Origin of the sequence: Embleya hyalina, from assembly GCF_003967355.1 — a bacterium.
Lineage (GTDB): Bacteria > Actinomycetota > Actinomycetes > Streptomycetales > Streptomycetaceae > Embleya > Embleya hyalina.
The window spans coordinates 92,069-117,642 of sequence record NZ_BIFH01000033.1; the positions used below are offsets into that span (position 1 = coordinate 92,069).

The window sequence follows — 25,574 nt, forward strand, 5'->3', positions numbered from 1 at the left end:
CGGGGGGATTTCTTCGTGAGCAACAACGCGCCCGGACCGTGGGGGCCGCAGCAGCCCGGTCCCGGACAGTGGGGGCCGCAGCCGGGTCCGCCCGGACCGTTCGGCTCGGGCCCGTACGGCGGCGCGCCGCCGCCGCAGCCGCCCCGCACCGGCAACGTGGGTCTGGCGGTCGCGGCCGGCGTGGTGGCGATGCTGGTCGGTGCCGGTGTGTACGGCGTGATCGTCAAATCGTTGGATGTTCAGAGCACCTGGTTCGGCGTGGGCGTCGCGGCGCTGATCGCGCTCGCGGTGGGTCGGGTCGGCGGGGCCGATCCGGTGCTGCCGGTGGTCGCCACGGTGCTGGCGCTGCTCGGGGTCGTCCTGGGGCAACTCACCGCGCTCACCCTGTCCGGTGCCGACGAACTGGACATCTCAGTGCTCGACGTGCTCACCGATTACGGCAGCGACCTGATGCGGGGCTGGAAGGACGGACTGGAGTTCTTCGACTTCCTCGTCTTCGGGTTCGCCGGGTTCGCGGCCTTCGGCATCACCAAGTCCATCGGCGAGAGGTAGCCCTGTCCGAGATCTCCGACCGCACCGCTTTTCCGATCATCCGTCCCGCCCTGGGCCCCTTGTGCAGCAAGCCTGCGTGGAGGTGCCCGGGGCGTCACGGTAGGGTCGGACATGGCCGGGGATATCGCAGATTCCACTGACCATCTCCTCGGCCATTCACCATCAGGGCATTCGGCGTTCGACAGAGGAGATCGGTTCGTGACGATCCGGGTAGGCATCAACGGATTCGGCCGTATCGGCCGCAACTTCTTCCGCGCGGCGCTGGCCTCGGGCGCGGACTTCGAGATCGTCGGGGTCAACGACCTCACGAACATCGCGACCCTGGCCCACCTGCTGAAGTACGACAGCATCCTCGGCCGCATCGGCCAGGAAGTCACCCACACCGACGACGCGATCACCGTCGGCGACAAGACCTTCAAGGTCATCGCCGAGCGCGACCCGGCCGCGCTGCCCTGGGGCGAGCTGGGCGCCGACATCGTGATCGAGTCCACCGGCATCTTCACGGACGCCGAGAAGGCCAAGAAGCACATCGAGGCCGGCGCGAAGAAGGTCATCATCTCGGCTCCGGCCAAGAATGAGGACGTCACGATCGTGATGGGCGTCAACCACGAGAAGTACGACGCCGCCGCGCACACGATCATCTCCAACGCCTCCTGCACGACCAACTGCGTCGCGCCGATGGCCAAGGTGCTCCTGGAGAACTTCGGCCTGGTCAAGGGCATGATGACCACGGTCCACGCGTACACGAACGACCAGGTCATCCTGGACTTCCCGCACTCGGACCTGCGTCGCGCCCGCGCCGCCGCCACCAACATCATCCCGACCTCGACCGGTGCCGCCAAGGCCACCGCGCTGGTCATCCCCGAGCTCAAGGGCAAGCTGGACGGCATCGCCATGCGCGTCCCGGTCCCCACCGGCTCGGTCACCGACCTGGTCGTCGAGCTCGAGCGCGAGGTCACCCGCGACGAGGTCAACGCCGCCTTCCAGAAGGCCGCCGAGGGCTCGCTCAAGGGCTACCTCACCTACACCGAGGACCCGATCGTCTCCTCCGACATCGTGACCGACCCGTCCTCGTGCACCTTCGACTCGGGCCTGACCATGGCCCAGGGCAAGCAGGTCAAGGTCGTCGGCTGGTACGACAACGAGTGGGGCTACAGCAACCGCCTGGTCGACCTCGTCGGCTACATCGGTGGTCAGCTCTGACGGACCGGCACGCGTGCCGATAGTCGACGCTTGACGATGCGGGCCCGGGTGACACGTCACCCGGGCCCACCGTTTCTTCGACATCCGAGCACGACCACTCCCCACCGTTTCTTCGACATCCGAGGACGAGTCGAACTTGAAGACCATCGACGACATCGACGTATCCGGTAAGCGCGTCCTGGTGCGCGCCGACCTCAACGTCCCGCTCGACGGCGGACGCATCACCGACGACGGCCGGATCCGGGCGAGCGTGCCGACCATCGAGGCGCTGCGCGGTCGCGGCGCCAAGGTGATCGTGTGCTCGCACCTGGGTCGGCCCAAGGGCGCCCCCGAGCCCGAGTTCTCGCTCGCCCCGGTGGCCGCGCGGCTCGGCGAACTCCTGGGCGCCGACGTGGCGTTCGCGACCGACACGGTCGGCGACAGCGCCCGGGCGACGGTCGGCAAGCTCGCCGACGGCGAGGTCGCGCTCCTGGAGAACCTGCGCTTCAACCCGGGCGAGACGGCCAAGGACGACACCGAGCGCGGGGCGTTCGCGGACCGGCTCGCCGACCTCGCCGAGGTGTACGTGGGCGACGGTTTCGGCGCGGTGCACCGCAAGCACGCGTCGGTCTACGACGTGCCGGCCCGGCTGCCGCACGCGGTCGGCGGCCTGATCGCCACCGAGTTGGACGTGCTCAAGCGGCTCACCGACGACGTGCAGCGCCCGTACGCGGTGATCCTGGGCGGGTCGAAGGTCTCCGACAAGCTCGGTGTGATCGACAGCCTGCTGGAGCGCGCGGACCGCATCCTGGTCGGCGGCGGCATGGTGTTCACCTTTCTGGCCGCGCAGGGCCACGAGGTGGGCAAGTCGCTCCTGGAGCGGGACCAGATCGACCGGGTCCGCGAGTATCTGGCCCGGGCCGAGGCGAACGGCGTGGAGTTCGTACTGCCCGTCGACGTGATCGCGGCCACCGCGTTCGCCGCCGACGCGGACCACGCGGTGGTCTCCGTCGAGGCGATCCCGGCGGACCGGCTCGGTCTGGACATCGGTCCGGCGTCCGGCGAGCTGTTCGCCGACAAGCTGGCCGACGCGCAGACGGTCTTCTGGAACGGCCCGATGGGCGTGTTCGAGATGGAGCCGTACAGCCACGGCACCCGCGCGGTGGCCCAGGGGCTGATCGACTCCGACGCGTTCACCGTGGTCGGCGGCGGCGACTCGGCCGCGGCCGTGCGCACCCTCGGCTTCGACGAGAACGCCTTCGGCCACATCTCCACCGGTGGCGGCGCGAGTCTGGAATACCTCGAAGGCAAGTCCCTGCCCGGCCTCGAAGCCCTGGAGGGCTGAATCCGATGTCCGCCGTGAAGAACACCTCCGGTCGTATCCCGCTGATGGCGGGCAACTGGAAGATGAACCTCAACCACATCGAGGCCATCTCCCTGGTGCAAAAGCTCGCGTTCACCCTGAACGACAAGGACTTCGACCGGGTCGAGGTCGCGGTCCTGCCCCCGTTCACCGACCTGCGCTCGGTGCAGACCATGGTCGAGGCGGACAAGCTCCGCTTCACCTTCGGCGCGCAGGACATCTCGCGGCACGCGGGCGGCGCGTACACCGGCGAGATCGCCGGGTCGATGCTGGCCAAGCTCAACTGCACCTACGCGCTGGTCGGCCACTCCGAGCGGCGCCAGTACCACCACGAGGACGACGCGCTGGTCAACGCCAAGGCGCACGCCGCGTACGCGAGCGGCCTGGTGCCGATCGTGTGCGTCGGCGAGGGACTGGACGTGCGCAAGGCCGGCGAGCACGTCGCGTACACGCTCGCCCAGGTCGAGGGCGCGCTGAAGGGCATCACCCCCGAGCAGGCCGAGTCCGTGGTGATCGCCTACGAGCCGGTCTGGGCGATCGGCACGGGCGAGGTGGCCACCCCGGAGAACGCGCAGGAGGTGTGCGCGGCGATTCGGGGCAAGCTCGCCGAGCTGTACTCCGCCGACCTGGCGGACCGGGTGCGGGTGCTGTACGGCGGTTCGATGAAGCCGAACAACGTGGCCGGCCTGATGGCGCAGGCCGACGTGGACGGCGGCCTGGTCGGCGGCGCCTGCCTCCTCGCGGAGGACTTCGCGCGGATCGTGCGCTACCAGGAGCAGTAGGACCGACGCCGGTCGATCGGGCCCGGGGCGCACGTCGCCCCGGGCCCGACGCGTGTCCGAGATTGTGCGCCGATCGGTCATCGGGGCCGGAATCACGCGTTCCTCATAAACCCGATGCGAGTATTTCCAACCCGCTTGCCCCACCCATAACCGGTACCTGACGATAAGTCATCGCCAAGTGGCCGGTAGTCGCCCCTCTGCGGCGACTGTGGCCGGCTGCCCCCAGGGGGTGCGGGTGTCCTTTCCAGACATGTCCAGAACCGGGGATACCGGAGCCACACGGTATCTGTGTACGGGTGCGGAGATCGACGAGCGGTTCGCCGCGCGAGTGATCGAGGAACTGTGGGAGAACGCGCACCGGGACCGCGCGCCTTCCTACGGATACAACGAACAGGCGGTCCTGGAGCACGCGTTGGCCGCCCGCAGGCGGCGGATCCTGCGCGACGTGATCGCGTTCCTGGTGCCGGTGATGATGGCCCTGATCGGCTTCGGCCCCGCGGCCGGGCTGACCTGGCTGGCGCTGGTGCTCTTCTTCGGCCTGATGACGGTGCGCAGCGGCGTCGTGGGCGGGGGTGGTGTGCGCGACCTCCGGAGCCGGGCGGCGGCGCAGGTGTCGTGGGTGGCGGCGCTGCTGTTCGGGCTGATGTTGTACGTGGTGGCGGGCGGGACCGGTGAGCCGCCGGACTTCACGATGATCGTGCTGACCGTGCTGCCCGCCTACGCCGTGGTGGTGTTCGTGGTGTGGATCGAGCGGATGCAGCAGCGTGCCACGGTGGTCTCGGACCTGGGCCCCGGGCGCACCTGGGTGCCGACGGTGCCGCCGGCCGGCCCGGCGCCGGTCGGCGGGGTCGGCACGTTACAGGGGGCGCTGACCGAGGTGTTGCCGCCGCGCCCGACGCACGCCCCGGTCGACGTCGCCGAGTCGCCGCCGCCGGCGTCGGTGGTGCCGCCGCCGATCCCGTCCGTCGTGCGCTACAGCGGCTACGTGCCGTTCGTCGGCGCCGGCGAGTTGGTGGAGAGCTGGACCTTCCCGGTCGAACTGCGCGGGGCCGGGCCCTCCGTCCTCGACGCGCCGCGGTCGCGTATCGCCGACAAGAACGGATACACCCCGTTCACCGTCGACGAGCTGACCGGTGCGATCTGCACCGCGTTCGAGGGGTTGTCCCGGTCCGAGGAGGGCCGGCACCGGTTGACCGGGCTGAGTGTGCAGATGCACGAGTTCAGCAGCGGGATCACCGGCGGCGCGGTGCCGCCGCCGGTCGAGGCGACCCGACGCTACCTGTGCGTGCGGGTGGGCACGTGGTCGCAGGAGGTGGTCGTCTCGGTACTGATCCGCTTCACCCTGGACGGCCGCATGTTGTACACCGAGCTGCACGAGTTGGTGCTGCCGCCGATCCGGCCCGACTTCCATGTCGCCGACGAGTGGCTGCACGCCGCCGACGCGGCCACCCTGTGGGGGGCGTTCGGCCACGGGCTCGTGGAGGCGCCGGGGCTGATGGCCTCGGCGGCGGGCCGGCTGATGCGGGTGTGGACCTCGTGGTGGCGCCGGGCCGGCAACCTGCGCGCGGCGCACGAGCGCACCGCCCGCAACCTCCCGGTGGACCGGGGCGCGCGGGCCTCGGTGCGCGAGTTGGGCGCGTCGGCGAACTACGCCACGTTCTTCCAGAACTCGGACGCGGAGAAATACCTCAAGCTGATCGAGCGCAAGTTCACCGTATTCGTGCTGGACTTCCTCCAGCGCCGGAACGTGGATGTCACCGAGTATCGGCAGCGGAACGAGCTGGTGCTCAACAACGGGATCATCCAGCACGTCTCGGGTGATCTCAACAACAGCGGCGCGATCGTCGCGGGCCGCGGCAACCAGGCGTCCGTGCGCGGTTCCGGCGGGGTCGGCACCGGCGCACGATCGACAGCGGGAGGTACCTCGTGAACGCCGCCGAATCGAACGTGACCGGGCCGGAGCCCGAGGACGAGGGCGCGGGCGAGCCGCGCAACGACGGGATCAGCCTGTCGGGCGGCCCGGTGACCAACACCGGCGCGATCGTGGCGGGCGGTGACAACCGGGTCACGGTGCGACGCACGGGCGCGGTGCGCGGCACCCGGGACGCCGGGCGCGGGCACCCGCTGACCAGCACCGGTGCGCTGGTCAGCGGCAGTGGCCACGAGGTGGAGCTGGAGGACACCGGCGACGTCGAGCCGGCCGACGCTTCGGCGAAGGATGCCGGGGACGGGTGGTCGCCGGGCGAGCGGAGCACGCCCGACCAGCCGTAATACTATGATCCGCCGGATTAGCCGAAGGGCCGCACGGCTCCCACTTGCGGGGCGCGGCAGCGTACTCTGTCCGGTGGCCGGGAATCTCCGGCCTCCGCGTTCCGCCAGAAGGAGTTGGGCCCGGCCGTGATCACCGGTTTCTCGATCGCCCTGATCGTCTTCAGCCTGCTCATGGTGCTGTTGGTGCTGCTGCACAAGGGCAAGGGCGGCGGCCTGTCGGACCTGTTCGGCGGCGGCATGTCCTCCTCGCTCGGCGGTTCCTCCGTCGTGGAGAAGAACCTCGACCGCATGACCATCATCGTCGGCGTGTGCTGGATCACGACGATCGTCGTACTCGGTCTGCTCCTCAAGAACTCGTACTGACGACTCGTATCGACAAACGCGTACCGACAGGGCCGGTTCGGCCGCTGTTTCCACCCGCGCGGTGGCCTTTCTGACGGACTGTCGGAAACGGTCGGAAAAGGGCCACCGCTCGGTTCAACCTTGCGCGGGGCGCACGTACACTGGACGCCAAGCCGCGCGACGGGGGCGCGACCTCAAGGACCAAGGGGAGTTTTTACCGTGGCAAGTGGCAACGCCATCCGTGGGAGTCGGGTCGGCGCCGGCCCGATGGGTGAGGCTGAGCGCGGCGAAGCAGCCCCACGTCTCCGTATTTCTTTCTGGTGCGCGAACAAGCACGAGACCCAGCCGAGCTTCGCGACCGACGCTCAGGTCCCCGAGACGTGGGACTGCCCCCGCTGCGGTCTGCCCGCCGGGCAGGACCAGCACAACCCGCCGGACGCCCCGCGTACCGAGCCCTACAAGACGCACCTCGCCTACGTGCGCGAGCGGCGCAGCGACGCGGACGGCGAGGCGATCCTCGCCGAGGCGCTGGCCAAGCTGCGCGGCGAACTCTGAGTCCGATTCCGGGCTCGACGAGCGTGTACCCGTACGGTCGGCCGTAGGCCGCCGTCGGGGGAGCCGCCGGGAGTGACGACCCACCTTCGGGTGCCGTCGTGACTCCCGGCGGCTTTTTGTCGTGCGTCGTTCGGCGCGCGCCGAACGGGCCGGGTGTCAGTCGCGGGCGGGCAGTGCCTCCTGGGGGACCGGGCGGTGTACGCGGCGGCGGTCGGTCTGGTGGGGGAGCGGGCGCCGGCCGCGTTCGATCCAGTCCGGCAACTCCTCGCCGGTGGCCGCGAGCCAGCGGTTGCGCACCGCGTCGGGGTCGGCGTGGTGGGCCCGCACCAGGGTGTCGCCGGCCAGGTCGGAGACGCGGTCCAGGTTCAGCGCGGTGCCCACGCCCAGGGCCGCGGCGAGCGGCGGCACCGCGTCGGCGGGTCTGCCGGCGGCGACCAGGACGATGCCGTACAGCGCGTAGGTGACCGGGACTTCGGGGCGGCGGGCCAGCACGGGGTCGGCCCGCACCCGTCTCGCCCGCAGCCGGACCGCCTCCTCCAGCGCGTCCACCGCCTCCTCGTGCGCGCCGGCGGCGCTGTGCAGCAGGCCCAGACTCTGCAGCGAGGCGGCGAGTTCGTCCTCGCGGCGCCCGGCGGGGGCGTGCTCCGCGCTCGCGTAGCCGCGGCGCACCTCGACCGCCTCGGCGGCCAGGGCGATCGCCTCGGGGCCGCGGCCGAGGCGGGCGAGCAGGGTGGCGTGCCGGAGCAGCACGGCGGCCTGCCGGGCCTCGGGCGGGCCGACCCCGAGCAGCCGTTCGGCCTCGGTGAACGCGGCCAGCGCGGGTTCGCTCGCGCCGCCGGCGGCGAGTCGGCCGGCGAGTTCGTCCAGGGACAGGGCGAGTTCGACCCGGTGCCGCTCGGGCGTGCGGGCGGCGAGGGTGCGGAAGAGCTGTACCGACTCGTGCAGCGCGCCGAGCGCGGCCGGCCCGTCGCCGTGGTCGCCGAGTCGGGCGCCCGACTCGCGCAGGGCCAACGCGAGCAGCGGGCGGTGCGCGCGGTGGTCGAACGCGGCCAGTCGGCGGGCGTGTTCGGTGGCGCTCGCGGCCACCTTCACCGCGTCCTCGGTGCGGCCGTCGGCGGCCAATACGGCGGCGAACGCGCGCAGTCCGCCGACCAGGGCGGGCCCGTGCCGGCGATGGTCCCGCGCGGCGAGCGTGCCCAGCATCCGCACCGCGGCGCGGGCGGGCGCGGCGGCGTCGGCGTGCCGACCGGCGCGGGTCAACTGCCGTGCCTTCTCGGTCAACATCTCGGCCCGGGTCGCCTCGGCGTCGTCGGCCTCGGCCGGAGCGCCCGCGCCGCCCGGCGGATTCGGTTCCGGTTCGGCCGGATCCGGCCCCTCGGTCCGTGCGGGTTCGGCGAAGGGCGGCGCGGCGGGCGGGGTTTCGGGCGTGGCGAGGCCCGGACACGGCGACTGCTGCTCGCGCCGGTGCCGGTATTCCTCCAGGTGACGCTCATGGCGTCGCAGCCATCCGAACCGCACGGGTCCCCACCTCGCCTCTGGTCCCGAAGACCTCCGCGTGACGCTATCGCGAGCGGGCGGCCGACGGGGCCGAACGGGTACGGATCCGGCCACGAACACCCGACCGAGACGACAGCGGGATGTCCGCGGCATGCCGGTTTGCCCGGTCCGGTTCACTCCTTGGGCTCGGCTTCGCCGACTCGGCGGCGGATCCCGGGTGCTCGCGTTCCAAGATCGCTAATGTGTGCGAGTTCCATCGAAGTACGGGCGCGCCGCGCCCGACGCACAGGGGGTTCGATGTATCCGATCACACGCAGGATCTTGGGCGGGATCACCGCCGTGACGATCGGCGCGCTCGCGCTGGTCGCCTGCGACGCGGACGACGAGAAGGACACATCCAAGGCGGCCGACGGCCCGACCGCGACGGCGCCGGTGATCGCGCCGCCGCCCTCCGGCAACCCCGGCGGCTCCGGTACGCCGGCCGGCCAGGCGCCGAAGTCGACCAAGCCGTCGGCGAGTCGGTCCTCGGCGGGCGATCCCGGCGACGATTGTGGCCCGGCGCCGACGACCAAGCCCGGACACCGGATCGTCCATCCCGTCAAGGCACCGAGCAAGGACTCGTTGTACTACCGCGACACCAGGTTCGTGTGCGACCCCAACGACGGCCACTACGAGCCGGTCGGCGCCGAGCAGACGCCGCTGCGCTTCGCGGCGCAGGCCACGGGCACGCTGTCCGGGCCGGCCCCGTGGAAGGCGCAGTACCTCGGCCAGGTGTGGGACCACATCGACAAGTGCCTGGCCGGTCGGACCGACCCCGGACACGCGTGCTCGTCGTTCGGGGCCTACGAGGTCACCCTGAACGCCGCCGGCGAGATCAGCGAGATCAGGGAGATCTTCCACTCCTGACCCGCCGGCCCGGCCGGACTCTCCCACGGCGGGAGAGTCCGGCACTACCCGACGAGGGCGGGGACTCGGCGTTCGAGCCGGGCCCGGAGGGCGAGCGCGGCCAGGACCAGCAGCACGGGAACGAGCACCCGCACGCCGGCTTCGACGCACGTGCCCACGACGGTGAGCCGGGTGCCGTCGCCGCGCAGGACGGCCGCGTGCACCACGACCCGCACGGCCGTACCGGCCCCGCCGGCGTCGGCCGGCAGGCCGAACAGGACGAGCGCCGCGACGGCGACGACCATCGTGGCGGCGAGCCAACCCAGGACCCGGGCGGCGCGCAGGCCGTAGCCGGACCCGACCCGGTGGACGGCGAGCAGGGCACGTTCGGCCCGGGGCCGCTCCGGGTCGAGCCGGCGCATCTCCGCCTCGCCGTAGCGGAAGTCGGCGGCGTCCGCGGTGTTCCCGGCGACCGCGAAGGCCCGGCCCAACTCCCGGTACAGGGGCGCCAGGTCGGCCGGGGCGAGATCCCGCCGTACGGGCGGAGTGGGCGTTCCCCAAAAGCGCGGAAACTCCACCGGGCCGGGCTTCGGCGCCCACCCCCGCCAGTACCGCTCCTCGGCCAGGACGCGCCGGGAGGTGTGGTACGGCCGGCCGGTGGGCGTGCGGGCGAGCCCGACGCGACCGCCGAGGGTGAGCCGGTCGAGCCGGCGGGCGCCGGCGAACAGGCAATCGCCCAGGTCGACATCGATCAGCGCCAGATGCTCGACGTCGACTCCGCGCAGCGAGATCAGTCGAGCCCCCGACTCTCCCACACCGGTGATGGAGAGCGGGTGGGTCACCATCGCGTTCGACAGGTCGATGTCGGGCGAGCACAACCGCAGCGTGGCGGGCGCCTCCCACCGGGTGCCCAGAAGGTGCACCGAAGCCGCCTCGGCCTCGATCGTCACGGGTTTTTCGAACACCGCCTCGCGCAGGTCGAGCCGGCCCGGGCAGGTGAACGGGCCCAGCCCGGAACCGGCGAAGACGGTGTGGTGGAAACTCGCGTCGGTGGCGAAGGTCACCTCCGCGAACCCGACCTCACCACAAAACCGCACGGCGTCGAACGAGGCCGCGGCGACGAACGTGGCGCGGCCGAACGAGACGCCCGTGACGAACGTCGACGCGAGGAAGTCGGCGTCGTCGACGAACGTCGTGTTGTCGAAGGAGCAGCCGTCGGCGAAGGTCGCGCCCATGAACGAGGCGTCCGTGAGCGTCGCGTCGCGAAACGTCGCGCCCGCGGCGAAGCCGGCGTTGCCGAAGTGGACACCGATGCCGACCGTCGCCTCGGCGAAGTCGGCGCGCGCCTCGAACGTCGTGTCGGAGAAGTCGGCGTTCCAGCCGATCGTGGCACCCCGGAACAGGGCTTCCCCGGTGAACGTCGCGTCGGAGAAGTCGGCACCCTCGTGGACCGCGGCACCCGTGAACCGGGCCTCCTCCGCGAACGTCACACCCGCGAAGTCGGCGCCGCCGGGGAAGATCGCCTCGACGAACCGGGCCCGCCCGAAGCGGGGCCGGCCGCCGGCGGGGTCGCGCAGCGCGGTGAGCAGCCGCTCGACCAGGTCCGGGGTCAGGGTGGTGCCGCTCAGGTCCACGTCGTCCCCCGGCGACAGGCCCAGGAGATGGGCGACCCGCTCCTTCGCGGTGACGTGGACCAGGCATTTCAGGTGTCCGGGCACGCGTATCCCCCGGCAGCCGACGGGATCGAGCCCGGCATCGGCGCCCTCGGCACAGTGCGTCCAGGGCGGCGGAGCGGGCCGCGGCCGCGGCGGGGACGTCATGCCATCGGGGACGAACGTGTCCTCGGCCGCGGTTGCGGCGGAGGACACGACCGCGGTCGCGGCGGGGCCGGGCGGACCCGGCCCGCGCGTCAGCCCTGCGCGCCGCCCAGTTGCAGGCCCGCCATCCGGGACCACTCGTACTCGGTCGTGCGCACCTTCGCCGCGAGTTCGTTCGGGAACTCCTCGTGCAGCGTCACGCCCGCCTTCACGATCGCCGCGCGGGCGATGTCCCGGTCGCGCACGACCTGGTCGCCCCAGGCCCCGTCGGTGCCGACGAGCACGATCCGGGTCGCGTCGCGGCCGACGTACTCGACGACCGCGTCGCCCCCGCCGCCGTGCGCGGCGGTGAAGCGCTCGATGTGTTTGGCGATCCTGCGCACCTGTCGCTCGACCCGCGCATCCGGGGAACCCGGTTCCGGCGTGGCCGTCGTGGTCTCGGTGTCCGTCATGGCGCCCACATTACCGACGGGGCGTCACCGGATCCGGCGCAATCGCGCGTGGTCCGGATCACGTCGCGACGCACCGCTCGCGGGCGCCGCGCCGGAGCCGGCTCAGAACAGCAGCGGGTCGACCGCGACCGCGACGAACAGCAGCGTCAGGTAGGTGATCGACCAGTGGAACAGCCGCATCTCCTTGAGCTTGGCGCCGGTCACCTCGGCCTTGGCCCGACGCCGCAGCCCGTGCGCCTCCCACAACCAGGCCACCCCGAGCAGCGCCGCGGCGATCGGGTACAGCGGCCCGGTGTCCGCGGCCGGCCACAGCAGCATCGACACCCCGACCATGACCCAGCTGTAGAGCACGATCTGGTTCGCGACGACCTTGTTGCCCGCGACCACCGGCAACATCGGCACACCGGCATTGGTGTAGTCGTCGGTGAACTTCATCGACAGCGGCCAATAATGCGGCGGGGTCCAGAAGAAGACCACCGCGAACAAGACCACCGGTGCCCAGTCCAGCGAATTCGTGACCGCGGTCCAGCCGATCAACACCTGCATGCAACCCGCGATACCGCCCCACACGATGTTCTGCGGCGTGCGCCGCTTCAGCAACATCGTGTAGACGACGACGTAATAGAAGATCGCGAAGACGGAAAGCGCCGCCGACAGCGGATTGACCAGGAACCAGAACCACGCGGTGGAAACGACCCCGAGCGCGCTCGCGAACACGATCGACTCGCGCGGCGACACCATTCCGGTGACCAGCGGCCGTCGTTCGGTGCGGTGCATCAGCCGGTCGATGTCCCGGTCGATGTACATGTTGAAGGCGTTGGCGCTGCCCGCCGAAAGGTAACCGCCGAAGACGACCAGCAACACCAGACCCAGATCCGGCAGCCCGTGCGCCGCGAGGAACATCACCGGAATCGTGCTGATCAGCAGCAGTTCGATGATGCGCGGCTTGGTGAGGGCCACGAATGCGAGAACCCGGGCCATCGGCGGGCGGGCGCCGGCGGGCGCATTTCCCACCAGCCCGGCCGGTCGGGATTCGACGGCTGTCACGAACACCCCATCAGCAGCGTTTTCGGCCGGGCCCGGGTGCCGCCCGGAAGCCGGTTTGCTCGTCAATATGTAAGCGGAAGGCAAGCGGTGTCGAGACGTCGGGGTCCGGACCCACTAGCAGGAAACTGTAGTCCCTCACCAGGGGCACGAAGCCTCCGGGGCATGCCCGCCGCACCGCCGGGTAGCCGACCGGAAGGTCGCCGCGTGCGCCGCCCCGTGCCCACCACGCGTCGCGCCCCGTCCCGCGTGTCCCCGCGGTCCGCTCGACCACGTGGACACCGGGGCGAACCACACGGCGAACGTCACCACCCGGGTGGCCGTCCTCCGAGCGAGGGAACATGCCGCCCCCGGTAGGCTCGGCCACGTGCCTGAGGCGCCGGGGCGAAGGTCCCGAGCCGGCCGCAATCATTCGGCCTATCCCGGAAGACCCCGGAAGGAGCCCTGACAAGGGTGAGCACCAAGCCGACCCCCGACAACAGCTCTCTCGACTGGAGCGACCTCGACAAGCGAGCCGTCGACACCGCTCGCGTGCTCGCGATGGACGCCGTTCAGAAGGTCGGTAACGGCCACCCCGGAACGGCCATGAGCCTGGCCCCGGCGGCCTACCTCATCTGGCAGAAGTTCCTGCGCCACGACCCGACCGACCCGGACTGGACCGGTCGCGACCGCTTCGTGTTGTCCCCGGGCCACACCAGCCTGACCCTGTACACCCAGCTCTACCTGTCCGGCTACGGCCTGACCCTGGACGACCTGAAGTCGTTCCGCACCTGGGGCAGCCGCACCCCCGGCCACCCCGAGCACGGCCACACCGCCGGCGTCGAGACCACCACCGGGCCGCTCGGCCAGGGCGTGGGCAACGCGGTCGGCATGGCGATGGCGGCCCGCTACGAGCGCGGCCTGTTCGACCCGGACGCGGCCCCCGGCACCTCCCCGTTCGACCACACCATCTGGGTGATCGCCTCCGACGGCGACCTGGAAGAGGGCATCTCCGCCGAGGCCAGCTCGCTCGCCGGGCACCAGAAGCTGGGCAACCTCGTCGTGCTCTACGACGACAACCACATCTCGATCGAGGGCGACACCGAGACCGCGTTCAGCGAGGACGTCCTCGCCCGCTACGCGGCCTACGGCTGGCACACCATCCGGGTCGAGCCGCAGGCCGACGGCGACATCGACGTCGCGGCGCTGAACGCGGCCCTGGCGGCGGGCAAGGCGGAGACCGGCCGGCCGACCATGATCGCGATGCGTACGATCATCGCCTGGCCCGCGCCGAACGCGCAGAACACCGGCAAGGCGCACGGCTCGGCGCTCGGCGCCGACGAGGTCGCGGCCACCAAGCGGGTGCTCGGCTTCGACCCGGAGCAGACCTTCGAGGTCGCCGACGAGGTGCTCGCGCACGCGCACCAGGTGGTCGACCGCGGTCGCGCGGCGCACGACGCGTGGAAGAGCGCGTTCGCCAAGTGGGCCGAGACCAACCCCGAGCGCGCCGCCGAGCACGCCCGCATCTCCGCCCGTCGACTGCCCGACGGCTGGGAGAAGGCGCTGCCGGAGTTCGAGGCCGGCAAGCCCGTCGCCACCCGCAAGGCCTCCGGCAAGGTGCTCGCCGCGCTCGGCCCGGTCGTCCCCGAGCTGTGGGGCGGCTCGGCCGACCTGGCCGAGTCCAACAACACCACCATCGACGAGGGCAGTTCGTTCCTGCCCGAGGGCAACCCCCTCAAGGGCGCGAACCCGTACGGGCGCACCGTGCACTGGGGCATCCGCGAGCACGCCATGGGCTCGACCATGAACGGCATCGCGCTGCACGGCGGGACCCGGATCTACGGCGGCACCTTCCTGGTGTTCAGCGACTACATGCGCCCGGCCGTCCGGCTCGCCGCGCTGATGAAGCTGCCCACGACCTACGTGTGGACGCACGACTCGATCGGTCTCGGCGAGGACGGCCCCACCCACCAGCCGATCGAGCACATCGCCGCGCTGCGCGCGATCCCCGGTCTGGACGTGGTCCGCCCGGGTGACGCCAACGAGGTCTCGGTGGCCTGGCGCAAGATCCTGGAGACCACCGACCGCCCGGCCGGCATCCTGCTCACCCGCCAGGACGTACCCACCTGGGACCGCACCGAGTTCGGCTCGGCCGAGGGCACCGCGCGCGGTGGCTACGTGCTGGCCGAGGCGTCCAGCGGCACCCCGCAGGTGATCCTGATCGGCACCGGTTCCGAGGTGCAGATCGCGGTCGCCGCGCGCGAGGTGCTGGAGGCCGAGGGCGTGCCCACCCGGGTCGTCTCGCTGCCCTGCCTCGAGTGGTTCAACGAGCAGGACCAGGCGTACCGCGAGCAGGTGCTGCCGCCGTCGGTCAAGGCGCGTGTGTCGGTCGAGGCCGGCATCGCCCAGGGCTGGCGCGAGTTGGTCGGCGACGCGGGTCGGATCGTCTCGCTGGAGCACTTCGGCGCGTCGGCGGACTACAAGAAGCTGTTCGCCGAGTTCGGGCTGACCCACGAGGCCGTCGTTTCGGCCGCTCGGGAATCCCTGGCGCACGCCGGTAGCTGAAGATCATGTGACCCGGTGGGCGGTGTCGGGTGGGAACACCCGCCCGACACCGCCCACACCGGGCGCCGATCCGCCGCCCACGACGCGGCCGGATCCCGGCCGCCCACTCGATAAGGAGCAAAGTGTCATGACGGAACCCCTGCGTCGCCTGTCCGCCGAGGGCGTGGCCGTGTGGCTCGACGACCTGAGCCGGACGCGGCTGGAGTCCGGCAACCTGCACGAACTCGTCCGCGACCGCGAGGTCGTGGGCGTGACCACCAACCCGGCGATCTTCCAGAAGGCGATCACCGGCAACGACGTCTACGACGCCCAGCTGCGCGACCTCGCGGTACGTGGCGTGACCGTCGACGAGGCCGTACGGATGATCACCTCGGCCGACGTACGCCGGGCGTGCGACGTGCTGCGCCCGGTCTACGACGCGACGAACGGCGTCGACGGCCGGGTGTCGATCGAGGTCGACCCGCGCCTCGCGCACAAGACCGAGCCGACCATCGCCGAGGCCCGCCAGCTGTGGTGGCTCGTCGACCGGCCGAACCTGTTCATCAAGATCCCCGCCACCAAGGCCGGCCTGCCCGCCATCTCGCAGACCCTCGCCGAGGGGATCAGCGTCAACGTCACGCTGATCTTCTCGCTGGCCCGCTACCGCGAGGTGATGGAGGCCTACGTCGAGGGCATCGAGCGCGCCCGCGCCGCCGGTCTGGACATCTCGAAGATCGAGTCGGTCGCGTCGTTCTTCGTCTCCCGCGTGGACACCGAGATCGACAAGCGGCTGGCCGCGCTCGGCACCGACGAGGCCGCGGCCGCGGCGGGCAAGGCCGCGGTGGCCAACGCGCGACTGGCCTACCAGGCGTACGAAGAGGTCTTCGGCACCGAGCGCTGGCAGGCCCTCGCCGCCGCCGGGGCCCGGCCGCAGCGCCCGCTGTGGGCCTCGACCGGCGTCAAGGACCCGGCGTACCGCGACACGATGTACGTGGACGACCTGGTCGTCGAGGGCGTGGTGAACACCATGCCCGAGGCCACCTTGAACGCGGTCGCCGACCACGGCGCGATCACCGGCGACACCGTGCACGGCACCTACGAGTCGGCGCAGGCCGACCTCGACGCGGTCGCCAAGCTCGGCATCTCCTACGACGAGGTCGTCGACCTGCTCGAGGAGGAGGGCGTCGAGAAGTTCGAGACCTCCTGGAACGAGCTGCTCGCGTCCGTACAGGGCGAGCTGGACCGGCTCGCCAAGGGCTGACGCCCACCTCGTCGAACGGCCGTTGCACCCGGTCGGCCTCCCTCGCCGACCGGCGCAGTACCCGCTCGTCCCGCCGCCGCCGAATGTGACCCGTTCGGTGGTGGCGGGACGGGTAATCCACGCAATCAGGGCATGATTTCAGCACACTCCCACCCCATTCATAGGAGGGCTGACCGCCCGTGGTACACGCAAACGACGAACGCGTGACCGCAGGCGGCGTGGACGTCACCGTTTCCGGTGACCTCGTTCACTCCGCCGCAGTCGCCGAAGTCATCACCGCCTGCGTCGTGGACAAGGTGCCCGCGCGCCTGGCCGCCTCCGACGCCACCCTGTGGGGTCCGGACGCCGAGTCGCTGGCCGCGATCCGCCTGGGATGGGTGGACCTGCCCGCCTCCTCGCGCGCGCTGCTGCCGCAACTCGCCGAACTGCGCGAGCGGCTGGCCGCCGAGGGACTGGACCACGTGGTCCTGGCCGGCATGGGCGGCTCCTCGCTGGCCCCCGAGGTGATCACCGCCACCTACGGCAAGCCGCTCACCGTGCTCGACACCACAGACCCCGCCCAGGTCCGCCGCGCGCTCGGCGACGACCTGGAGCGCACCGTCGTGGTCGTCTCCAGCAAGAGCGGCGGCACCGTGGAGACCGACAGCCACCGCCGCGCGTTCGAACAGGCCTTCCTCGACGAGGGGTTGACCAACGACCAGCTCGCCGGGCGGATCGTGGTGGTGACCGACCCGGGCTCGCCGCTGGAGAACACCGCGCGCAACGCCGGCTACACCATCGTGCTCGCCGACCCCAACGTCGGCGGTCGCTACTCCGCGCTGACCGCGTTCGGCCTGGTGCCCAGCGCGCTGGCCGGGGTGGACGTGGAACGCCTGCTCGACGAGGCCGCCGCGCTGGCCCCGACGCTGGCCGGCGATCGGGACAACCCCGGCCTGCTGCTCGGCGCGGTGCTCGGGGCCGCCGCCAACCACGGCCGGGACAAGCTGGTTTTGGCCAACAGCGGCGACATCGTCGGATTCGGCGACTGGGCCGAGCAGTTGATCGCCGAATCCACCGGCAAGCAGGGCCGGGGCATCCTGCCCGTCGTGGTCGAGGGCCCGACCGCGCCCGGCTTCGACCACGCGACCGGCCCCGACGCGGTGTGCGCGGTCATCGGCGCCGAGGACATCGAGCGCCCCGCCGCCGACCTGCGCGTCTCCGGCCCGCTGGGCGCGCAGTTGTTGCTGTGGGAGTACGCGACCGCGGTGGCCGGCCGGGTGCTCGGCATCGACCCGTTCGACCAGCCCAACGTGCAGGAGTCCAAGGACAACACCGGCGCGCTGCTGACCAGGGCGGGCGACGAGGGACCGCTGCCCGTGGGCACCCCCGCCTTCGTCGACGGCGCGGTCGAGGTACACGGCGACCTGGCCCTGTCGACCGGCGCGAGCGACCTGACCGGGGCGCTGCGCGCGCTGCTCGCCGCGGTGCCCGACAACGGCTACCTCGCCGTGATGGCCTACCTGGACCGGCTCGGCGACACCGACGCCCCCAAGCTGCGCCCGCTGCTCGCCGAGGCGCTGGACGGCGAGCAGGTCACCTTCGGCTGGGCACCCCGATTCCTGCACTCCACCGGCCAGTTCCACAAGGGCGGACCCGCCGTCGGCGCCTTCCTCCAGATCACCGGCGCCAATGCCGAGGACCTGGACGTACCGGCCAAGCCGTACAGCTTCGGCCGCCTGCAACTGGCCCAGGCCCTCGGCGACCTCGGCGCGATCACCTCGCGCGAGCGCCCGGTGCTGCGCCTGCACCTGACCGACCGCGCGGCCGGACTCGGGCAACTGCTCGACGCCGCCCGCGCCCTCGCGGACGGAGCGGCTCGATGAGCCCCAAAGCCGGCAAGAGCAAGCCGGCCGCCTGGCCGGAGAACCCGCTGCGCGACCCCCAGGACCGCCGACTCCCGCGCATCGCGGGCCCGTCGGGCCTGGTCATCTTCGGCGTCACCGGCGACCTGTCCCGCAAGAAGCTGATGCCGGCGATCTACGACCTGGCCAACCGCGGCCTGCTGCCGCCGGGCTTCGCGCTGACCGGGTTCGCCCGGCGCGACTGGGAGAACCAGGACTTCGCCCAGGTGGTCTACGAGGCGGTCAAGGAACACGCCCGGACCCCCTTCCGCGAGGAGGTCTGGCAGCAGCTGTCCGAGGGATTCCGGTTCGTCCAGGGCGAGTTCGACGACGGCAAGGCGTTCGACCAGCTGCGCCAGACGATCGACGAGCTGGACGAGCAGCAGGGCACCCAGGGCAACCACGCGTTCTACCTGTCGGTGCCGCCGAAGGCCTTCCCCGAGGTGGTCCGCCAGCTCAAGGAGCACGGACTCGCCGACCCCAGGGCCGACTCGTGGCGCCGCGTGGTGATCGAGAAGCCGTTCGGGCACGACCTCAAGAGCGCGCGCGAGCTGAACAAGGTCGTCGACGAGGTCTTCCCGCCCGAGTCGGTCTTCCGGATCGACCACTACCTGGGCAAGGAGACCGTCCAGAACATCATGGCGTTGCGCTTTGCCAACACCATGTTCGAACCGCTGTGGAACCGCTCCTACGTGGACCACGTGCAGATCACCATGGCCGAGGACATCGGCATCGGCGGCCGGGCCGGGTACTACGACGGCATCGGCGCCGCGCGCGACGTGATCCAGAACCACCTGCTGCAACTGCTCGCGCTGACCGCGATGGAGGAGCCGGTGTCCTTCGACGCCGACTCGCTGGTCGCCGAGAAGCTGAAGGTGCTGAGCTCGGTCAAGCTGCCCGACGACCTGTCGCGCGGCACGGTGCGGGCCCAGTACACCCGCGGCTGGCAGGGCGGCGAACTGGCCAAGGGCTACCTCGAAGAGGACGGCATCCCGCCGGACTCGCGTACCGACACCTACGCCGCGATCAAGCTGGAGATCGCCAACCGCCGCTGGGCGGGCGTGCCGTTCTACCTGCGCGCGGGCAAGCGCCTCGGCCGCCGGGTCACCGAGATCGCGGTGGTCTTCCAGCGCGCCCCGCACCTGCCGTTCGACGCCACCGCGACCGAGGAACTGGGGCAGAACGCCCTGGTCATCCGGGTGCAGCCGGACGAGGGCATGACGGTGCGCTTCGGCTCCAAGGTGCCCGGCACCGCGATGGAGGTGCGCGACGTCAACATGGACTTCGCGTACGGCGAGTCGTTCACCGAGTCGAGCCCGGAGGCCTACGAGCGCCTGCTGCTCGACGTGCTGCTCGGCGACGCCCCGCTGTTCCCCCGGCACGAGGAGGTCGAGCTGTCCTGGAAGATCCTCGACCCGATCGAGGAGCACTGGGCACAGCACGGCAAGCCCGAGCCCTACGTGTCCGGGACCTGGGGTCCGGACGCGGCCGACGAGATGCTCGCACGTGACGGACGGAGCTGGCGCCGCCCATGATGATCGATCTGACGGACACCAAGTCGAGCAAGATCAATGCCGCGCTGGTCGAGGCCCGCCGAGGAATGGGCAGCCCCACCCTCGGCATGGTGCTCACCCTGGTCATCGTCACCGACGAGGCCAACCAGTACGACGCGATGAAGGCCGCGAGCACCGCCGCCCGCGAGCACCCCTCGCGGATCCTGGTGGTGATCGGCCGCCCGGGAGCGGAGATCGCGCCGCGCCTGGACGCCGAGGTCCGGGTCGGCGACTCGGGCGTGGGCGAGACCGTACTGCTGCGCATGCACGGCGAGTTGGCCAACCACGCCGAGTCGGTCGTGCTGCCGCTGCTGCTGCCGGACGCGCCGGTCGTGGTGTGGTGGCCGGGACGCGCGCCGGAGGTGCCGAGCAAGGACCTGCTCGGCGCGCTGGCCACCCGCCGGGTGACCGACGCGGCCGCGCCGCCGCGCCGGGCCGACGTACTGCGGCTGCGCGCGAGCGCGTACACGCCGGGGGACACCGACCTGGCCTGGACCCGCACCACGCCGTGGCGCAGCCTGCTGGCCGCGGCGCTCGACCAGAAGTACAGCCGGATCCTGAACGCGAAGGTCGGCGCCAAGGCGGGCAACCCGAGCGCGGAACTGCTCGCGCTGTGGTTGACCGACCGCCTGGAGGTCGACGTGGAGCGGGTGGAGACCGGCGGCCCCGGGATCACCTCGGTGACGCTGGTCACCGAGGACGGCGAGATCGTGATCGACCGCCCCGACGGCATGATGGCGTCGCTGTCCTCGCCCGGCCAGCCGGATCGGGTGGTCGCGCTCAAGCGGCGCGAGGCCTCCGACCTGGTCGCCGAGGAACTGCGCCGGCTGGACCCGGACGACGTGTACGCCGCGACGTTGGCGCGGGCCGCGTTGGAGGCGGCGCGGGTGCCGTCGGCGGCGTCGTTCACCGAGTCGCCCGTGTCGCAGACGCCGGTGAGCGACGTGGAGAAGGCCGAGGAGGGCGAGGCGCCGCCGCGGAAGGCGAAGAAGGAGGTCGGCACGGCTCCGCCGCTCAAGCGCACGTCGAGCGCGGCGGGGGCCAAGCGTGCCTCCGCCCGGGCGCGGGTGGCGGACGAGAGCGCGCCGGCGGCCGGGTCCGCGGTCGCGCCCGCGCCGGAGAAGGCGGGTGCCCGGGCGCCTCGGAAGAAGAAGGGCGACGGCGCGTGAGCCCGCACGGCCCGGTTCGGGTGCACGCCGACACGGCGCTGCTGGCCAAGGCGGCGGCGACCGGGCTGATCCAGCGGGTCGCCGACGCGCAGGCCGAGTTCGACGTGGCGCACATCGTGCTGACCGGTGGCCGCAACGGCAACGCGTTGCTGCACGAGTTGTCGCTCACGCCCACGCTGGGCGCGATCGACTTCGACCGGCTGCACGTGTGGTGGGGCGACGAGCGGTTCCTGCCGGCGGGCCACCCCGACCGGAACGAGACGCAGGCGCGCGAGGCGTTGTTGGACACGATCCCGGTGCCGCCGGAACTGGTGCACCCGATGCCGGCCGGTGACGGTCCGGACGGGGACGACGTGGAGGCGGCGGCGGCGCGGTATGCCGCCGAACTGGCCGCCGCCGCGCCCGAAGGCGCGCTGGTGCCGACGTTCACCCTGGCCATGTTCGGGGTGGGCCCCGACACGCACGTCGCGTCGCTCTTCCCGGGCTTCGCGGCGACGGAGGAGACGGGGCGCACGGTGGTCGCGGTCCGCGAGGCCCCCAAGCCTCCGCCGACCCGGATCACGCTGACCTTCCCGGCGATCCGAGCCGCCCACGAGGTGTGGCTGCTCGCGGCGGGCGAGGACAAGGCCGACGCGGTGGCGGCGGCCCGGGCCTCGACCGACCCCACCAGGACCCCGGCGGCCGGCGCCTACGGCACCGGCGCGACGCTGTGGCTCCTGGACCGGGCGGCGGCGGCGCGGCTGCCCGAGCACTAGCCGTACCCGAAGGGCGGGGCGGAGGCCGGAATCGGCCCCCGCCCCGCCCTTTCGCATGCCCCGCGCGTCCGCTGCCGGGGCGGCCGCGGACGACCACCCCTTCCATGACACACGGTCACATTCCGGATGCCGGAATTCGGGCGGATGCGGCAACCGGACGGTCTCGCCCGGGGGATTGCGGGGCTTCGTCCGGGCGTGGGCCCGAGTTCACGGAGGTACGGGTGTTCGGGTCGTCAATGCCGGGTACAGCAGACCGGGAAAGTTACGGGAGGGCCACACTGGGGGCCACGAGTGGGACCGGAAGCGGGACCACGCGAGGGATCGAAGGAGTGCGTGCGATGGCTACCACTCTGGCGGAGGACGACGCACAGGCCCATGTACACGGGGTGTGCTTCAAGACCGGTCCGCCCGCACGGGTCGGGATCGAACTGGAATGGATCGTGCACGACGGCGTCGACGCCCACCGGGAGGTGGCGCCGGAGCGGCTGGACGAGGCCCTGGCCCCACTGGAGGCGGAAGGGCTGCCGTTCGGCAGTGGATTGACCCGCGAGCCGGGTGGGCAGGTCGAACTGAGTTCACCGCCCGCCGACACGCTCGCCGGATGCGCCCGAGACCTCCGGGCCGACATGACGGCCCTGGAACAGGCGCTGGCCACGAGCGGACTGGTGCTCGCGGGCCACGGCCTCGAGCCGTATCGAAACCCGCCGCGGATCGTGGACCATCCGCGCTATCGAGCGATGGAGGCGTACTTCGACCGGGGCGGCTCCTGGGGCCGGATGATGATGCGCGGCACCGCGTCCGTGCAGGTCAACCTGGACGCGGGCGACGAGAGCGCGGGCCCGCGGGGCTATCGATCGCGCTGGGAGTTGACCCACCGGCTGGGCCCGGTACTGGTCGCCGCGTTCGCCAACTCACCGCTGTGGCAGGGCAGGCCGACCGGCTGGCGGTCCACCCGGCAACTGGTCTGGGCCCGCATGGACCCCGGCCGCACCCGGCCGCCGGGCCCGCCGCCGGGCATCGACGGCGACCCGCGTGCCGCCTGGGCGCGCTACGCGCTGGACGCGCCGCTGTTGTGCCTGCGCGGCGCCGCGGCGGCCGACTGGAACGCCCCGGAGGGGTTGACCTTCCGCTCCTGGCTGCGCGGTGTGCCCGGAGTGCGGCCACCCACCCTCGACGACCTCGACTACCACCTGACCACCCTCTTCCCGCCGGTACGCCCCCGCGGCTGGCTGGAGTTGCGGATGATCGACGCGCAATGCGGCGAGGACTGGATCGTGCCCGCCGCGATGGCCGCCACCCTTTTGGACGACCCGGTCGCGGCCGAGGCGGCCTGGGCGGCGACCGAGCCGCTGTGCGCCGACGGCGCGACCGTACCGACCGAGGCGGTCTGGCACCGCGCCGCCCGGCTCGGCCCCGCCGACCCGGTGCTCGGCAAGGCGATCCTCGCCTGCTTCGCCGCCACCGAGAACGCGCTGGCCGACGCCGACGCGCCCGGCCCGGTCCGTGCGGCCGTCGCCGAATTCACCCGGCGCTACGCCGAACGGGGCCGATGTCCCGCCGACGATCTGCTGGAAAGGACCTGTCGATGACGTCGCTGAAGCCATCGGAAACCCCGACATCCGCGAAATCGATAGCCCGGGCCGCGTTGGCACGGGCCCGGCGCCGGACGCTGGCCCTGACCGAGTGCCTGACCGACGAGGAACTGACCGCCCAGCACTCCCCGTTGATGTCGCCGCTGGTCTGGGACCTGGCGCACATCGGGAACCAGGAGGAGCTGTGGCTGGTCCGCCGGGCCGGCGGCCGCCCGGCGCTGCGCCCGGATCTGGACGCGCTGTACGACGCGTTCCGCCACCCTCGCGCGAACCGGCCGGCCCTGCCGCTGCTCGCGCCCGATCCGGCCCGGGACTACGTCGGCGAGGTGCGGGTCCGGGCGCTGGAGGTGCTGGAGGGCGCCGACTTCGACCCCGACGGTGATCCGCTCCTGGCGGAGGGATTCGTGTTCGGCATGCTCGCCCAGCACGAGCAGCAGCACGACGAGACCATGCTCGCCACCCACCAGCTGCGCGCCGGGCCGGCCGTCCTGGACGCCCCCGAACCGCCCGCCGCGCCGCCGGACGCGGCCGGGTTGCCGGGCGAAGTCCTGGTCGCGGCGGGGCCGTTCGAGATGGGCACCGATACCGACGGGTGGGCCCTGGACAACGAGCGGCCCGCGCACGTCGTCGAGGTGCCGGCGTATTGGTTGGACACCGTGCCGGTGACGAACGCGGCCTATCTGGAGTTCATCGCCGACGGCGGATACGACCGGGACGACTGCTGGGCCCCGGAGGGGCGCCGGCATCGGGACGAAGCCGGGCTCCGCGCACCGCTGTTCTGGTGGCGCGAGGGTGACACGTGGCTGCGCCGGCGGTTCGGCCGCACCGAGCCGGTGCCGCTCGACGAGCCGGTCGTGCACGTGTGCTGGTACGAGGCCGACGCCTACGCGCGCTGGGCCGGGCGGCGGTTGCCGAGCGAGGCCGAGTGGGAGAAGGCGGCCCGGCACGATCCGGCCGAGGGACGGTCGCGGCGGTATCCGTGGGGCGACGCCGCACCCACGCCCGAGCACGCCAACCTCGGCCAGCGGCATCTGCGTCCGGCGCCGGCCGGGGCGTATCCGGCGGGGGCCGCCCCGTCCGGGGCACGGCAGTTGCTCGGCGACGTCTGGGAGTGGACCGCCTCCGACTTCACCGCCTACCCCGGGTTCGCGGCGTTTCCCTATCGGGAGTATTCCGAGGTGTTCTTCGGGCCCGGACACAAGGTGCTGCGCGGCGGCGCGTTCGGCGTGGACGAGGTGGTCGCCCGGGGCACGTTCCGCAACTGGGACCTGCCGATCCGGCGGCAGATCTTCGCCGGATTCCGCACCGCGCGCGACGCGGCGCCCGGGGAGGCGGGCTGATGTGCCGTCACCTGGCCTATCTGGGGCCAAAGATCCCGCTGGCGTCGGTGCTGGTGGAGCCGACGCGCGGGCTGTACGAGCAGTCCTGGGCGCCGCGCCGGCAGCGGTACGGGACGGTCAACGTCGACGGGTTCGGCTTCGGCTGGTATCCCGACGCGGACCCGGAGACGGATCCGGCGGACGTCGAACCCGCCCGCTATCGGCGCGCGTTGCCGATCTGGGCCGACCCGAACCTGCCCGACCTGGCCCGGACCGTGCGCAGCGGCGCGTTCCTGGCCGCCGTGCGCAGCGCCACCGCCGGCACCAGCCAGGAGGAGGCGGCGGCCGCGCCGTATCGGGACGGCGCGTGGTTGTTCAGCCACAACGGCGCCGTCCCGGACTGGACCCGCCTGCCGACGGGGCCCGCGCTCGACCGGGCCGCCCTGCTGGAGATGGAGGCGCGCTGCGACTCGGCGCTGATCTGGGCCCTGCTCGCGCGCCGGCTCCGGCAGCGCGAGCCGGTCGGCGGCGCGCTGGTCGACGTGGTCCGGCGGATCGCCGAGGCGCGCCCGACGGCCCGGCTCAACCTCCTGCTCACCGACGGCCGGACCGTGTTCGCCACCCGATACGGGGACACCCTCTGGTACCGCACCGGTCCCGGCCGGGTCCTGGTCGCCTCCGAGCCCGACGAGCACCCGGACCCGACCTGGGGCGGGTGGCGGGAGGTACCCGACCACTCCCTGCTGATCGCCACCCGCGACGGCGTCCGCATCGCCCCGA

At 72.2% G+C, this 25,574-nt stretch carries 21 protein-coding genes and 1 pseudogene; 18 read left to right on the forward strand and 4 right to left on the reverse strand.

Annotation, left to right across the window (positions count from 1 at the left end; all coding sequences use genetic code 11):
* The first annotated feature begins 15 nt into the window (after positions 1-15).
* The 8 genes from EMA17_RS35550 (at position 16) to EMA17_RS35585 (ending at position 7,047) form a co-directional block, all read left to right on the forward strand.
* Positions 16-552, forward strand: coding sequence for a hypothetical protein (locus EMA17_RS35550; protein WP_126641299.1), 537 nt, complete (start codon positions 16-18; stop codon positions 550-552).
* Between the two features lie 198 nt (positions 553-750).
* Positions 751-1,755, forward strand: a complete 1,005-nt coding sequence (gene gap / locus EMA17_RS35555) for a type I glyceraldehyde-3-phosphate dehydrogenase (RefSeq protein WP_126641300.1) — start codon at positions 751-753, stop codon at positions 1,753-1,755.
* 136 nt (positions 1,756-1,891) lie between these two features.
* Positions 1,892-3,079: a phosphoglycerate kinase gene (locus tag EMA17_RS35560; RefSeq protein ID WP_126641301.1), complete on the forward strand. Its 1,188-nt coding sequence runs from the start codon at positions 1,892-1,894 to the stop codon at positions 3,077-3,079.
* 5 nt (positions 3,080-3,084) lie between these two features.
* On the forward strand, positions 3,085-3,879 hold the full coding sequence (gene tpiA, locus EMA17_RS35565) for a triose-phosphate isomerase (protein ID WP_126641302.1): 795 nt from the start codon (positions 3,085-3,087) through the stop codon (positions 3,877-3,879).
* Positions 3,880-4,129: 250 nt separating this feature from the next.
* A complete protein-coding gene (locus EMA17_RS35570) occupies positions 4,130-5,809 on the forward strand; it encodes an AbeC-like domain-containing protein (RefSeq protein WP_126641303.1) in 1,680 nt (559 codons plus the stop codon).
* Complete coding sequence (locus EMA17_RS35575) at positions 5,806-6,150, forward strand: hypothetical protein (protein WP_126641304.1); 345 nt, start codon at positions 5,806-5,808, stop codon at positions 6,148-6,150. Before EMA17_RS35570 ends, EMA17_RS35575 begins: the two co-directional genes overlap by 4 nt.
* A gap of 126 nt (positions 6,151-6,276) precedes the next feature.
* A complete protein-coding gene (gene secG, locus EMA17_RS35580) occupies positions 6,277-6,513 on the forward strand; it encodes a preprotein translocase subunit SecG (RefSeq protein ID WP_126641305.1) in 237 nt (78 codons plus the stop codon).
* Positions 6,514-6,711: 198 nt separating this feature from the next.
* Positions 6,712-7,047, forward strand: a complete 336-nt coding sequence (locus EMA17_RS35585) for an RNA polymerase-binding protein RbpA (protein WP_040877318.1) — start codon at positions 6,712-6,714, stop codon at positions 7,045-7,047.
* Between the two features lie 156 nt (positions 7,048-7,203).
* On the opposite strand, the gene EMA17_RS35590 is transcribed toward EMA17_RS35585, so the two are convergent.
* Positions 7,204-8,565, reverse strand: a complete 1,362-nt coding sequence (locus tag EMA17_RS35590) for a tetratricopeptide repeat protein (RefSeq protein WP_126641306.1) — start codon at positions 8,563-8,565, stop codon at positions 7,204-7,206.
* A 276-nt stretch (positions 8,566-8,841) separates the two neighbouring features.
* Here EMA17_RS35590 and EMA17_RS35595 point away from each other — a divergent pair, with 276 nt between their 5' ends.
* A complete protein-coding gene (locus EMA17_RS35595; RefSeq protein WP_126641307.1) occupies positions 8,842-9,450 on the forward strand; it encodes a hypothetical protein in 609 nt (202 codons plus the stop codon).
* Positions 9,451-9,494: 44 nt separating this feature from the next.
* Here EMA17_RS35595 and EMA17_RS35600 read toward each other — a convergent pair whose 3' ends face one another.
* From EMA17_RS35600 to EMA17_RS35610, 3 genes are all read right to left on the reverse strand, one after another.
* Positions 9,495-11,147, reverse strand: coding sequence for a pentapeptide repeat-containing protein (locus EMA17_RS35600; RefSeq protein ID WP_160161683.1), 1,653 nt, complete (start codon positions 11,145-11,147; stop codon positions 9,495-9,497).
* Between the two features lie 191 nt (positions 11,148-11,338).
* Positions 11,339-11,698 (reverse strand): hypothetical protein, encoded by a 360-nt coding sequence (locus tag EMA17_RS35605; protein WP_126641309.1) that lies wholly within the window; start codon positions 11,696-11,698, stop codon positions 11,339-11,341.
* A gap of 102 nt (positions 11,699-11,800) precedes the next feature.
* Entirely contained in the window at positions 11,801-12,751 is a 951-nt protein-coding gene (locus EMA17_RS35610; RefSeq protein WP_174861486.1) for a heme o synthase, read from the reverse strand.
* Positions 12,752-13,195: 444 nt separating this feature from the next.
* Between EMA17_RS35610 and tkt the strand changes: the two genes are divergently transcribed.
* The 9 genes and pseudogenes from tkt to egtC all read left to right on the forward strand — a co-directional run.
* A complete protein-coding gene (gene tkt / locus EMA17_RS35615; protein ID WP_126641311.1) occupies positions 13,196-15,286 on the forward strand; it encodes a transketolase in 2,091 nt (696 codons plus the stop codon).
* A 127-nt stretch (positions 15,287-15,413) separates the two neighbouring features.
* Positions 15,414-16,526 carry a transaldolase gene (gene tal / locus EMA17_RS35620; RefSeq protein ID WP_126641312.1) on the forward strand — a complete coding sequence of 371 codons (1,113 nt, stop codon included), beginning with the start codon at positions 15,414-15,416 and terminating at the stop codon, positions 16,524-16,526.
* A 179-nt stretch (positions 16,527-16,705) separates the two neighbouring features.
* Positions 16,706-18,388: a phosphoglucose isomerase-related protein gene (locus tag EMA17_RS35625; protein ID WP_246127112.1), complete on the forward strand. Its 1,683-nt coding sequence runs from the start codon at positions 16,706-16,708 to the stop codon at positions 18,386-18,388.
* Entirely contained in the window at positions 18,385-19,941 is a 1,557-nt protein-coding gene (zwf, locus tag EMA17_RS35630; RefSeq protein ID WP_126641313.1) for a glucose-6-phosphate dehydrogenase, read from the forward strand. The genes EMA17_RS35625 and zwf overlap by 4 nt, the downstream gene beginning before the upstream one ends.
* Complete coding sequence (gene opcA / locus EMA17_RS35635) at positions 19,938-21,128, forward strand: glucose-6-phosphate dehydrogenase assembly protein OpcA (protein WP_246127113.1); 1,191 nt, start codon at positions 19,938-19,940, stop codon at positions 21,126-21,128. The genes zwf and opcA overlap by 4 nt, the downstream gene beginning before the upstream one ends.
* The gene (pgl, locus tag EMA17_RS35640) at positions 21,125-21,883 is read left to right on the forward strand and encodes a 6-phosphogluconolactonase (RefSeq protein ID WP_126641314.1); all 759 of its coding nucleotides are present in this window, start codon (positions 21,125-21,127) and stop codon (positions 21,881-21,883) included. Before opcA ends, pgl begins: the two co-directional genes overlap by 4 nt.
* Positions 21,884-22,221: 338 nt before the next feature.
* Complete coding sequence (gene egtA / locus EMA17_RS35645; RefSeq protein ID WP_126641315.1) at positions 22,222-23,472, forward strand: ergothioneine biosynthesis glutamate--cysteine ligase EgtA; 1,251 nt, start codon at positions 22,222-22,224, stop codon at positions 23,470-23,472.
* Entirely contained in the window at positions 23,469-24,815 is a 1,347-nt protein-coding gene (gene egtB, locus EMA17_RS35650; protein ID WP_126641316.1) for an ergothioneine biosynthesis protein EgtB, read from the forward strand. The genes egtA and egtB overlap by 4 nt, the downstream gene beginning before the upstream one ends.
* Positions 24,815-25,516: pseudogene (egtC, locus tag EMA17_RS54595) on the forward strand (ergothioneine biosynthesis protein EgtC); the annotation flags it as partial. The gene egtB and the pseudogene egtC, both read left to right, overlap by 1 nt.
* Positions 25,517-25,574: the final 58 nt, after the last annotated feature.

Bases quoted from the DNA above. Each gene is read 5' to 3' on its own strand.
- tpiA (WP_126641302.1), top strand. From the start codon at position 3,085: ATGTCCGCCGTGAAGAACACCTCCGGTCGTATCCCGCTGATGGCGGGC.
- EMA17_RS35570 (WP_126641303.1), top strand. From the start codon at position 4,130: ATGTCCAGAACCGGGGATACCGGAGCCACACGGTATCTGTGTACGGGT.
- EMA17_RS35595 (WP_126641307.1), top strand. From the start codon at position 8,842: ATGTATCCGATCACACGCAGGATCTTGGGCGGGATCACCGCCGTGACG.
- EMA17_RS35605 (WP_126641309.1), bottom strand. From the start codon at position 11,698: ATGACGGACACCGAGACCACGACGGCCACGCCGGAACCGGGTTCCCCG.
- tal (WP_126641312.1), top strand. From the start codon at position 15,414: ATGACGGAACCCCTGCGTCGCCTGTCCGCCGAGGGCGTGGCCGTGTGG.
- zwf (WP_126641313.1), top strand. From the start codon at position 18,385: ATGAGCCCCAAAGCCGGCAAGAGCAAGCCGGCCGCCTGGCCGGAGAAC.
- opcA (WP_246127113.1), top strand. From the start codon at position 19,938: ATGATGATCGATCTGACGGACACCAAGTCGAGCAAGATCAATGCCGCG.
- egtA (WP_126641315.1), top strand. From the start codon at position 22,222: ATGGCTACCACTCTGGCGGAGGACGACGCACAGGCCCATGTACACGGG.
- egtB (WP_126641316.1), top strand. From the start codon at position 23,469: ATGACGTCGCTGAAGCCATCGGAAACCCCGACATCCGCGAAATCGATA.